Source organism: Psychroflexus longus (assembly GCF_020164595.1).
Lineage (GTDB): Bacteria > Bacteroidota > Bacteroidia > Flavobacteriales > Flavobacteriaceae > Psychroflexus > Psychroflexus longus.
Window position 1 is genome coordinate 43,450 of the sequence record NZ_JAIQZE010000009.1, and the last position, 12,998, is coordinate 56,447.

Annotated in this window: 8 protein-coding genes; 7 read left to right on the forward strand and 1 reads right to left on the reverse strand. The window is 36.7% G+C overall.

Going from position 1 to position 12,998, the window contains the following annotated elements; translation table 11 throughout:
• The first annotated feature begins 1 nt into the window (after window position 1).
• From LB452_RS09140 to gap, 7 genes are all read left to right on the forward strand, one after another.
• Window positions 2-604, forward strand: coding sequence for a class I SAM-dependent methyltransferase (locus LB452_RS09140; protein WP_224461434.1), 603 nt, complete (start codon window positions 2-4; stop codon window positions 602-604).
• 72 nt (window positions 605-676) lie between these two features.
• Entirely contained in the window at window positions 677-1,192 is a 516-nt protein-coding gene (locus tag LB452_RS09145) for a DUF4468 domain-containing protein (RefSeq protein ID WP_224461435.1), read from the forward strand.
• A 298-nt stretch (window positions 1,193-1,490) separates the two neighbouring features.
• The gene (locus tag LB452_RS09150; protein WP_224461436.1) at window positions 1,491-8,531 is read left to right on the forward strand and encodes a PKD-like domain-containing protein; all 7,041 of its coding nucleotides are present in this window, start codon (window positions 1,491-1,493) and stop codon (window positions 8,529-8,531) included.
• Entirely contained in the window at window positions 8,528-9,454 is a 927-nt protein-coding gene (locus LB452_RS09155) for a PorP/SprF family type IX secretion system membrane protein (RefSeq protein ID WP_224461437.1), read from the forward strand. Before LB452_RS09150 ends, LB452_RS09155 begins: the two co-directional genes overlap by 4 nt.
• Before the next feature lie 115 nt (window positions 9,455-9,569).
• Window positions 9,570-10,205: a PAQR family membrane homeostasis protein TrhA gene (gene trhA, locus LB452_RS09160; protein WP_224461438.1), complete on the forward strand. Its 636-nt coding sequence runs from the start codon at window positions 9,570-9,572 to the stop codon at window positions 10,203-10,205.
• Window positions 10,206-10,404: 199 nt separating this feature from the next.
• Entirely contained in the window at window positions 10,405-11,304 is a 900-nt protein-coding gene (gene lipA, locus LB452_RS09165; protein WP_224461439.1) for a lipoyl synthase, read from the forward strand.
• Between the two features lie 2 nt (window positions 11,305-11,306).
• Window positions 11,307-12,308 (forward strand): type I glyceraldehyde-3-phosphate dehydrogenase, encoded by a 1,002-nt coding sequence (gene gap, locus LB452_RS09170; RefSeq protein ID WP_224461440.1) that lies wholly within the window; start codon window positions 11,307-11,309, stop codon window positions 12,306-12,308.
• On the opposite strand, the gene cmk is transcribed toward gap, so the two are convergent.
• On the reverse strand, window positions 12,305-12,997 hold the full coding sequence (gene cmk / locus LB452_RS09175; protein ID WP_224461441.1) for a (d)CMP kinase: 693 nt from the start codon (window positions 12,995-12,997) through the stop codon (window positions 12,305-12,307). The genes gap and cmk overlap by 4 nt on opposite strands.
• Window position 12,998 lies beyond the last annotated feature (1 nt).

The window sequence follows — 12,998 nt, forward strand, 5'->3', positions numbered from 1 at the left end:
TATGAAAGAGTTTTGGAATGAAAGATTTGGAATGGATGAATTTGTGTATGGCATTGAGCCTAATTCGTACTTAAAGTCCGAACTGGGCAAAATAAACGAAAAGGGAAATGCTCTTTTACCGTTGGAAGGTGAAGGAAGAAACGCTTGTTATTTAGCTGAAAAAGGCTGGCAAGTTGATGCTTTTGACTTTTCTGAAGCAGGAAAAGAAAAGGCACTGAAATTATGTAATTTAAAGCAAGTTTCAATTACTTATGATTTGAGTAAAGTAGAAGATTATAATTTTGAAACTGGAAAATATGATCTTATCGTATTAATTTACGCACATGTGAAACCGGAAGTAAGAATAAAACTTCACAAAAATGCCATCAAATCTTTAAAGGCCGGAGGCAAAATTATTTTAGAAGCTTTTCATCCCCAACAGTTGGAGAAACAATACAAGTCTGGAGGTCCAAAAAATAAAGAATTACTGTACGACTTAGCATCCATTAAAAATGATTTTAAAGAGTTGTCTGAAAGCCATGGAGAAGATCTGGAAATAGACTTAACTGAAGGTAATTTTCACAAGGGAAAAGCATATATTACAAGATTCACAGGCGTTAAATAATTATCTAATAATTAATATCTGCAACACTTACAACATATATGTTTAAATTTACAATCTTAACAATTAGAATTTATGGCAAAAGTTTACTTACTAGTAGTGGTAGTTTTTATTTCGTTCAATTCATCTAGCCAAACCAAAGATTTGCCAAAGTTCGATTTTGATAATTACAACTTCCCCAAAGCTGTTGTGGTTGATGTTGCAGATAAAGATAAAGTTCAGCTTGAAGATGATTTAAGAAGCTGGATAAACAGTTATTTTAATGAATCTACACTTCTAAATTCAAAGCTTTCTGAAGATTCATTTCTAATTTCAGGGAAATCGATAAGATTTTTGAAAATAAAAAATCTACCTACGGACCTGAAATATGATATCAAAATTTCTCTTAGAGATCAAAAATACAGATTTGAAGTAAGAGCATTATATTATAAATATTACACTGAATATAGGGTGATAAGTAATGTAGATCTAATCAAAGATGATGTTATCAAAAGAGATTTACTAGAAAGTCGATCTATAATTACTGCATTTATAAACAATTTGAATTCAAACCTCTACCGTTACATCACCAAAGAAAACAATGAGTGGTAATTAACTTTTCATTGTAATATCCCTACAAGTTCCTTAATATTTTTATTTTTATATATTATTATTGCGTTATTTATTTTTAATTTGCTTTTTTAACATTTAATTCAATCAATTGAAAATCAATTGATTAAATTAAATTGAAAGCCATTTTTATAATTAGCACTTTTTAATTTCATTAATATTGCTTTAATATCTTAATTATTGTTTCTATTATTGTAGTTTAAGTTCTACACGTTATTTGCGGGTTTTAAGTGAACCTTAAGAAATCATCCCCGTAAATAATTTGTGAAAACTACAGCTAATGAAAACAAAACTACTCTCTACATTTTTAATTGGATGTTCACTTTTAGTTGGGATAGCTGTATACAACTTTTCCGATAGCAATTCCATTTCTGATACCGAAATGGCCTCAGCAAATACAGAGTTGCGAAAAGGTAAATCAGAAAAAAGAGAAGATGTTCCCAAATCTTTTTTTGAAATTTTTACCGACCAGCCAAAGTCTGCATTTGCACCACCAGAATTAGATATTACAAATACTTTAGGAGGATTTTCAGGCTATGGAGTTGATTTCCAAAATGGTACAAAAACATTTTTAAGATGTACAAACGTTGGTTCAGGTAATTTTAAATTTGAAGACCCCAATGAAGGTTCTTATCCTGCTGGCACAACTTTCCTACTTGAATGGGGAGATGGAACTAGCAGTTCACAAGTTGAAGATCATTCCTATACAAATGGATTATACTCAATAAAATATACCGTAACTCTTCCAGGTAGTAACCCAGAAACATCAATATTTAGAGTTTTTGTTGGGGACACTCCACCATCTGTAAGTGTTAAATTGTCAGGAAATAATCATTGCTTACCAAATAAATATGATTACAGTATTGAAATCACAGATAATCAACCTGGAAATAGGTATACAATTAATATAAATGATGGTTCTGCTCCTATAGTTATAGATTCAGATACTTTAGCTATTGGTGCCGATATTACTTTACCCTATACACATACTTTTTCAAGCACATCATGTGGAGTTAGCTCTACGGTAAACAATAGTCCAACCCCCAATTCTTTTTCAATAACTGTAAGAGCCACTAATCCATGTGATACTTCTGGAAATTTCAACTCTGTAGGACCTATAAGAGTTTCTGAACCCACTAAAGCTGATTTTATTGTCCCCGCTCCTATAGCCTGTGTGAACTCTCTAGTTAATTTTACTGATGATTCGTTTGGTGGTGAAAACACCTCAGAAAGTGAATGTAATTCTAAATATGGTAAATACTGGGAAATAAGTCCTGTAGGAGGAACAACGATAGCTAATGGAAATATTGGTGATGATAATGGAAATCCTATTGACTGGACAGATTGGAATCAAGGTTCTGATGTACTCGGAGTTATTTTTGATACACCAGGAGTTTATGAAGTCACCTTAGTTACTCGTAACGTTTGTGGTGAGAGTAGAATCACCAAAGATATATGCATTATACCAGAAGTGATATCAGAATTTACAGTAAGTGAGGATGAAGCTTGTTTTGAAGACAACCAAATTGTATCTACCACAAACACCTCTCAGGCCGATGGATGCGGTATTACACCAAAATACGAATGGAAAGTAGAACGGGAAAATTCTGACTGTCCCCCATCTGGTTCTCCTATAACTCCAACATGGGAATTTGCAAATGGAACTGGTCCTGAAGATTTTGAACCAGAATTTCAATTTAATGCACCAGGGATTTACACCATCCGGTTAGAGGTTTTTGTAGAAAGTATTTTACCTGGAGAGAACTGTAGAGATGATGTTTTTGAGAGAGTCATCACCATAAAAGACAAGCCTAAAGCTGAACTAGCTGATCTCGTGGTTTGTCAGGACGAACCTTTTACTATAGACCCAATAGTTTATGATTGTTATACCTCTGTAGGAACTACTTATTCTTGGGATTTTGGGGCTTCTCCTCCAGCATCCATCGCAAACTCAACTGATCCTAACCCCTCTATTTCTTATAATACTCCAGGTAATTATACTTATGATTTAACAGTGACCAACGAATGCGGGTCCAATACTTATACAGGAAACATAGAAGTATTACCTCCTGTAGATGTTCAGGCAGATGGCCCAGCAGAAGTTTGTGTTGATGAGGAAATTGTATTGGATGGAACCATATCAGGCGGAACAGGGCTTGGTGATTGGACAGCAAGTGTTACAGGTGGAACTTTTGCCACAGATGCTAGTGGACTTAATCCTACATATACTCCACCAGCTGGCTATGTTGGAACTATTACTTTCACGCTTACCTCAGACAATTCTGGAACGCTATGCTCTGAAGCTAGTGACACTCATACAGTGACTGTAAACAGTGGACCAGAAGTAGACGCTGGAAATTATGACCCTATATGCGTAGATAGTACTATCAGTCTCAATGGTAGTTTTGGAGGTGCTGCATCCAGCATCACCTGGACTTCTTCGGATGGAGGCACATTTGATGATCCAACAGATCCATCTACAGATTTCACCCCTCCTGCTGGATTTACTGGTATTATTACCTTAACTATCACTTCAGACGATCCTGCTGGTTCTTGTCCAGCTACAACAGACACAGTGGAAATAGAAGTACTTCCTCTTGGTGAAGTAGAACCAATCCCAGATTTAGAAGTATGTAATACCGAAGAGATTTCTGAAATTGGTTTTAGTTCGCCAAATACAGCAAACACCACTGATTTTGAATGGGAAATAGACACTAATATTGGGTTGACACCACTTTCAGGAACAGGAAGCCTTCCAAGTTTTACAGCAGAGAATTTAACTGAAGACCCAATAATCGCTACAGTTACTGTCACTCCATTCGTCAAATCTGGCAGCACCAGTTGTGAAGGAGTCTCAGAGACATTCACCATCACAGTTAATCCTGCTCCTATTATTCTTGACACGTCGATAGATTTGTGTAATGGAGATGTATTTGATTACACGCCAACCTCTGGTGGTGGAAACTTTGTACCAACTGGAACGACCTACACTTGGGAAGTTTCATCTATAACTCCTGCCGGATCAATAACAGGAAGTTCTGACGAAATAAATGAACAAACCAGTATTTCTCAGCCAATTGAAAACTCTACAACTAATGCAGCTTCCATTGAATATACAGTAACTCCTATTTTAGGAGGATGTGAAGGGAATCCATTTAAAGTAACTGTCAATTTTGATGATATGCCTGTCGTTCAAGACATCAATCTTGAGGTTTGTAGTGATGAAAGTTTATCAATTGTTCCTGATGAAAGTTTTTCTGGAAATCAAATTCCGCCAGGAACTACTTATAAATGGGACCTCCCAGTTGTGAATCCTGCAGGTTCAATTACAGGATCCACTGCAGAATCTCTACCCACCACTTCTATTGATCAGCAATTAACAAACATAACCAGTGAAACTGCGACCGTTACCTATACAGTAACTCCGGATTTAAATGGTTGTGAAGGTGAACCTTTCTTAGTAAATGTCGAAGTGAAACCAGAACCTTTCATTGAAAATATAAACCTTAATATCTGTAGCGACGAAGATTTCATTGTCGATCCTGAAGATATTTTACCGAACCGAGTGCCTGCGGGAACTCAATACACATGGGGAACCCCTACGGTATCCATACCAGGAACAATTACTGGCATAACAGAAGGAACAACACCACAATCTGAAATTTCTCAAACGCTCGTAAGCAACAGCAGTGAAGAAGTAGTCGTTACTTATGAGGTTACGCCAGAAAATGACGGATGTTTTGGAGAGCCGTTTTTTATTGAAGTTATCGTAGAGCCTAAACCTTTTATTGAACCAATTACCGAGAGCATTTGTACAGGTGGAACCTTCTCTATTATCCCTTCAGACACAGGAAACAATATAGTACCTGTAAATACTACCTATACCTGGACAGAACCTGTAAGCGTTCCTGCAGGTGCAATTACCGGTGGTGCTGCAGAGACTTCGGCTCAAACTGAAATCAGTCAAAATGTTACAAATACATCAGAAAATATTGCAACCCTAACTTATACAGTGACTCCCCGATCTGGAAGTTGTGTTGGAGATCCTTTTACTGTGGAAGTTATTGTTGAAAGCTCTGGTCTTATTCAAGAAGAACCACAATCTTTTCAAACGATTTGTGAAGGTGGACAGATATCCCCTTTAGGCGTAAGTTTAGAAAGTGGAGAATCCACCTCAACTACTTACCAGTGGTTTAGAAATACAACACCAACAAATGCCGGAGGAACAGAAATTCCTGGAGCTACAGATGCGACCTACCTCCCACCCGCTTTTGATATTCCAGGTACTTATTTCTTTTATGTAGTCGTAAGTCCAGAAGGAGATCAATGTGGAGATGTGATTAGTCAGGTTTCTGAAGTTGAGGTACTAGAAGATCCTGTAATCGATGTTCAACCATTGGATAACCAAGAATTGTGTCTCAATGCACCTGCAAGCGAATTAAACGTTGAAGTTTCTGGTGGGGTTGGACCATTCAATTATCAATGGTATGTAAATACTACAGCAGACACGACAACTGGTACTGAGATTACTGATGAAACTAATTCTAGCTTCACCCCTCCAACAGATCAGGAAGGAATATTATTTTATTATGTTGTTATTTCTCAAGAGGCAGCAGGATGTGAAACTATAAGTATTCCAGCAAGAATAAGAGTTGAACCACAACCGGTAATCAATCAGCAACCACAGTCGGAAGAACTATGTCTGAATGCAATACCGAATTTATTATCGGTTAATTTAAACTTTAGCCTTGGAACACCGACTTATCAATGGTTTGAAAATGATGAAAGTAGTAACATTGGGGGTACAGCTATTGCTGGCGCCAACCAACCTACATTTCTACCTCCAACTGATGTAGCTGGTGAGCAATTCTATTATGCAGTGGTAAGTTTTGATAATTCAAGTTGTGGACCAGTGGTTTCTGACCCTGCAACTTTGATAGTAGTTCCTTTTGCTGAAATAAATCCTATTGAAGATATTGAGGTGTGTAGAGGAGATGAGATTGGTGGAATTAACTTTTCAACAACTGCTCCAACAATGATTACGTCTTATGAATGGACAAATTCAAATCCAGAAATAGGTCTTGCAGCTAATGGAACTGGAAATATACCGGTCTTCACTGCAACGAATACAACTGGTGTAACACAAACAGCTGTCATTACTGTAACATCAGAAAGTAGTTTTAGTGGCGATCCTTGTGGACAAAGCACCACCCAGTTCACAATTAGTGTCCCTTCTGAGGTGATTGACAATGCGGTCATTTCAAATTTCAATGGAAATCAAACGAGCTGTTTTGATGCAAACGATGGTAGTATACAAATAAGTCCAAGTGGTGGTACGCCAATATCTGCTAATCAATCTTACCGATATAATTGGACTGGTCCTAACGGGTTTAGTTCCAATCAAGAAGATATTTTCAATTTAAGACAAGGAACTTACGATCTTGAAATTACAGATGGGTTTGGTTGTGTTTATAATTTCAGCTATGAAATTGAGGCTCCAGAAGAACTTATTGTCACGGAAGATGCCGTACTAAACATCCAATGCCATGGGGAATTTACCGGTAAAATTCTTATTTCTTTAACTGGGGGCACTGGGAACTACTCCTATTCTTGGCTAAAAGACGGAATGCTGGTTGCTACAACACAAGATTTAGAAAATATCGGCGCAGGTTACTATACAGTCATTGCTACAGACCAAAATAACTGCACCGTTGTTAAAGATTTTGAAGTCACAGAACCTGCTCCAATAGAAATCGAAGTTCATGAAAAATCAGCCATAGTTTGCACGGATGAAATTAGCATTCCAAAAAACGAAACTTCTAAAACTGTAGGAGATGAATTTAATGGATTCATCAATATTTCTGTAGAAGGAGGAACACCTTTGCAAACAGGACCAAACGAATTTACTTATCAATATGAATGGAAGAACGCTGTAAATCAAGTCATTTCAACAGAAAAAAATCTTACTGGTGTTGGTCCTGGTTCTTATAGTGTGGATGTATATGATAATCTTACCTGCATTGCTTCAAAAGATGTAGAGTTGATCATGCCAGATCCTATCAAAATTGAGGTTAGCTCCCGAGATGAGACCTGCGCCTTCAGCGAAGATGGTCAAATTTCACTAGATATTGAAGGAGGAACTGCTCCTTACAATGTAGAGTGGAACAATGGAGCATCCGGCAAAGAATTGAGTCAGTTGCAACCTGGGTCTTATACTGCAAATATTACTGATAAATATAATTGTGAAATATCCATTGATGTTGAAATAGAAGGTGTTGATGCTTTAGTAGGAGACTATACTTCTGATAACATAAGCTGTTTCAATGCATCAGATGGTTTTATAAGCGTAGATGTTGAGGGCGGAAGAAAATTTGCAAATGGCTCTTATAATTATCAATGGTCAGGTCCAGATGGATTTACTAGTTCTGAACCCGTCCTAAATAATCTCGATAAAGGAGTTTATTCCTTGAATGTCACAGATGCGAGCGGTTGTTCAATCAATTTAGTTCAGGAAATTACTGAACCGGAAGTGTTGGATGTAAATTATAATACCACCCTAGCTAACTGTTTTGGAATTGATGATGGAACCATAACCTTATTTGTTGAAGGCGGTACGCCTCCTTACTCTTCCAATTTTGGATCTGTTGGTTCTGATGATTCAACTTTTCTTTTTGATGGTCTTTCTCCTGGCAGCTATGATATTGAAGTTATGGACGACAATGGGTGCATGCAGGTTTTAAAAATTGAAATAGAACAAGACTTTATAAATAATATTGCTCCACCAACAGGTGATGCTTACCAAGAATTTTGCATTGAAGACCAGCCCACCGTCAGTGATCTCAGTGTTTCTGGTATGGATATTAAGTGGTATTTATCGCCAAGCGATACTGCAGCTCTACCAGAAGATTATCTAATAACGGCGAGTACAACCTTATACGCTAGAAATTTTGATGCTAGCCTGAGTTGTCTGAGCAGTGATTTCTTAAGGGTTGATGTCAATATCATTGAAGGCATTATAGATGTAAATAATTTCATCACCGTAAATGGGAATAGTTTTAATGAAAAACTAAATGTTGTCAACATCGATTTATTTCCAAATAATGAAATGAAAATTTATAATCGCTATGGTAAGTTAGTTTGGGAAACAACAGGATATAATAATACAGATAATTCGTTTAAAGGAGCCTCAAATGTAGAAGGGACAATCAGTCAAGGAAATTTTTTACCGACAGGAACTTATTTCTACATATTGAATTATGAATCGCCGTGTAGAAATGACACCAAGAAAGGTTTTGTACAAATTGATAATAATAACAGATGATGAACTTTCTAAAAAACATAACACTCCTGCTTTGTATGAGTCTTGGTTTTTTTGCCAAAGCTCAAACGGATGTGAAGTTATCAAATTTTGTATTTGCGCCCCTAATTTATAATCCTGCCTATGCAGGAAGTTCTGATGGGTATAGTGCTACAGGATTTTATACCTCCCAGTGGGTTGGTTTTGATGGGGCTCCAGAAACACTAATTTTGACAGGCCACGATAGAATAGGACTCACAAACCTTGGAGCTGGATTTGATATTATGAGTGACAAAATTGGAGCGAGTACAGAAAATAGAGTGGTTGGAAATATAGCTTATCACTTAAGGCTCTCTCAAAACTGGCTTTTATCTACAGGAATAAAACTTGGAGTAAATAACTATGCTATAGATTACTCATTACTATCTATAGAAGATCCAAATGAGTTTGGTAATCCATTTGGTGATTTGTCAAGAACTAGTTTAATTTTTGGAACAGGGATTTTTTTACACAGAGAAAACTTTTTTGTAGGCGTTTCCATTCCAAATTTTTTAACAACCAGCTATATAGATGAATTTAGAAACACATTAGCGAACACGACACCAAATTATTATTTAACTACTGGTTACAGATTTGAACTAGAACGAGAAGTCTATCTGCAACCAACTGTCCTTGCTAGAGTTGCTAACGGTGCTCCCTACAGCGCCCTGGTTTCTTTTAACCTAGACTGGAAAGATAAAATTTACGCAAGTGCCAACTATGAGCATAACGTGACTGCTGGAGCGTTTATTGGTCTAAGGATAACTGACCAGATCATGGCAGGATACTCATATGATACATCCATTACTACTTTTGCTCAATACAATGGTGGAATTCATTCGTTCATGATCAATTTCAGGGCAAAGGAGCGTTTCAGAAGGGACCGTTGTGGTTGTTTCACTTACTAGACTCACTTAAAGCTTTATTAGTTGATTTCTTTAATCTCATTATGATCTTCTATTGAAGTTTTAATGAAATCACTTATTGAGTTAGCTTTGCAAATTCAAAGACTCATACCCTACAATGGAAGTTTTACAAACCCAAAAAGAAGAATTCTGGAATACACTTACGCATGGAGTTGGATTATTATTGGCTTGTATTGGTGTTGGTATATTATTTTTTACGATTGAATTTAGTGAAAACTATCTTACACTAGGTATAATTCTTTATGCGTTGTCTTTGGTCTTACTTTATGCAGCATCTACGAGTTATCATTACGTTTCGGATGGCAGATTAAAACGAAGATTGAGAGTTCTGGATCACATTAGTATTTACTTCCTTATTGCTGGAACCTATAGTCCCGTTGTGCTTACGCTTTTGAAAAATAGCCATGGAGAATTACTATTTTATGCCGTATGGGGTATTGCCGTTTTAGGTACAATTCTAAAACTTTTTTTTACTGGGAAATTTGAGAAAATATCGCTCCTGCTCTACCTTCTTATGGGCTGGCTTATCATTTTTGATGGTTTTGCAGTTGTTGAAAACTTTTCATTAGTTGAGCTTTCAATGCTTTTACTTGGAGGCTTTTTTTATACCGTTGGAATTTTTTTTTATGTCAAAACATCTATCCCTTTTAATCATGTGATATGGCATGTATTTGTGATGCTCGGAAGTTTCAGTCATTTTCTTATGATATATTTTTCAGTAGCTGGAGCTTAAAAGTTACTTATGAGTTTAGGCCAAACTGTTCTACTTCTTTCATCTATCTATGGCAAATTCAGAAGAAAAAATCAGGGATATTAGGAAAAAATCAACCTAGGTTAAATTTGTCTTAGATTTCCCGTTTTTGGATGTCTGTGAGGTGCAATCTGAAGCTAAACTATTCTTTATTTCTTACATTTGTACAAAATTGCAAATTATGGAGACTGCAGTATTAGAGAAAAATAAAACGACTACCGAGAATAAAACCACAACCAGAACGGGTAAACCTAAATGGTTGCGTGTAAAATTACCTACTGGTAAGAAATATAGAAACTTAAGGAATCTTGTAGATAAATATGACCTGCATACAATATGTACCTCTGGAAGCTGTCCAAATATGGGGGAATGTTGGGGAGAAGGTACTGCTACATTTATGATACTTGGAAATATATGTACACGTTCCTGTGGATTTTGCGGTGTAAAAACTGGCAGACCAGAAGATGTGGAGTGGGATGAGCCAGAAAAAGTAGCAAGATCCATCAAGATAATGGGAGTAAAACATGCAGTTGTGACTTCTGTAGATAGGGATGACCTTAAGGATATGGGTTCTATTATCTGGGCTGAAACAGTAAATGCCATTAGAAGAATGAATCCTAACACTACTTTAGAGACACTAATTCCTGATTTTCAAGGAAATACCAGGAACATAGATCGAATTATTGAAGTAGCTCCTGAAGTGGTTTCTCATAACATAGAAACGGTAAGACGTTTAACCAGAGAAGTAAGAATTCAAGCTAAATACGATAAAAGTTTGGAGGTTTTGAGATATCTTAAGGCTCAGGGCATCAAAAGAACTAAATCTGGAATCATGCTCGGACTTGGTGAAAAAGAGGAAGAAGTGATTCAAACTCTAAAAGATTTGAGGAGCGTAGACGTAGATGTTGTAACTATAGGTCAATATTTACAACCAAGTAAACAACATCTGCCAGTACAAGAATTTATTACTCCAGAACAATTTAAAAAATATGAAACCATCGGAAAAGAATTAGGTTTCCGTCATGTTGAAAGTTCTGCTTTGGTAAGATCTTCTTACAAAGCCCACAAACATCTTGAATAAGAATGAGTAAAAAAATAAGAGTAGGAATTAATGGCTTTGGTCGTATCGGTCGAAGCCTTTTTCGTTTGTTATATCAGCACCCACAAATTGAAATCGTTGCCATCAACGATCTTGCTGATGCGAGAACATTATCACATTTGTTGAAATACGATAGCGTTCACGGTCAATTTCCTTTTAAAGTCAGTTACAACGACGAAGGTGTTCTGGTGGAAGGAAAGCTGTTTCCGCTTGTCAATATTCCAAAACTTGAAGACTTAAATTGGGGCAAATTCGATGTGGAGACCCTTATAGAATGTACAGGTCAATTTAAAACCAAGACTCAACTACAACATCATCTTGAAGCAGGAGCCAAAAAAGTGATTTTGAGTGTTCCTCCTAGCGATGATTCTGTAAAAATGGTGGTTTTGGGAGTAAACGACTGGGTTCTGGAAGAAGATGATGTCATGATTTCAAATGCCTCTTGTACCACCAACAATGCAGCTCCTATGCTAAAAGTGATTCACGATGCTTTTGAAGTGGAACAGGCATACATTTCTACAGTTCACTCCTACACTTCTGATCAGAGTTTGCATGATAAACCTCATCGGGATTTGAGACGCGCAAGAGCAGCTTCGCAATCTATTATACCGACAACAACCGGTGCTGCAAAAGCTCTGACGAAAATTTTTCCAGACTTAAGCGAGGTTATCGGAGGTTGTGGAATACGCGTTCCTGTTCCTAATGGTTCATTGACGGATATGACTTTAAATGTGAAAACTTCAACTACTATTGAAGAGGTAAATGCTCTTTTTAAGAAGGCTTCAGAAACTCATTTGAAAGGAATTTTAGAATACTCTGAGTTGCCTTTGGTCAGTATTGATATAGTAGGAAATCCTTATTCCTGTGTGTTTGATGCTGAAATGACTTCTGTTATTGGTGGAAATTTAATCAAGTTAATTGGCTGGTATGATAACGAAAGAGGTTACAGCAATCGCCTTATTGACTTAATTTTAAAAATGAATTAAGCTGATATCATTTTTTCCTTCGCCAAATTCAAAATTTTTGCAAATTGCTCTTCTTGAGATAGATTGCTGTTATCAATTTTGATTGCGTCTTCCGACTGTATGAGCGGCGAGTTTTTTCTATTGGAATCGATATCGTCACGGTGCTGGACGTTTTTTAGAACTTCTTCAAAGTTAATGTCTTCTCCTTTTTCTTTCAGTTCATTATAACGACGCTGAGCTCTAATATTTGCACTAGCAGTCATGAAAATTTTAAGCTCTGCCTCAGGAAATACTACACTACCGATGTCTCTGCCATCCATCACAATCCCTTTTTCTTCTCCAAGTTCCTTTTGAATTTGAACTAGTTTTTCTCTCACCTCATCAATTTTAGCAACAGAACTGACATTTCCTGAAACTTCCATGGTCCTGATTTCTTTTTCAACATTTTCGCCATTCAGTAAAACATCATTGCTGCCAGCTTTAGGATTGTATTCAAAATTAATTTTGATTTCAGGAAGGTGATCAATGAGTTTTGAATCATCGACTTCCCCATCCACAATCCAATTGTTTCTCATCGCAAAAAGCGTCACTGCCCTGTACATAGCTCCAGTATCCACATATTTGTACCCCAGTTCACTGGCAAGCTTTTTAGCTACGGTACTTTTTCCTGTTGAAGAATGGCCGTCTATGGCGATAACGATGGATTTCATA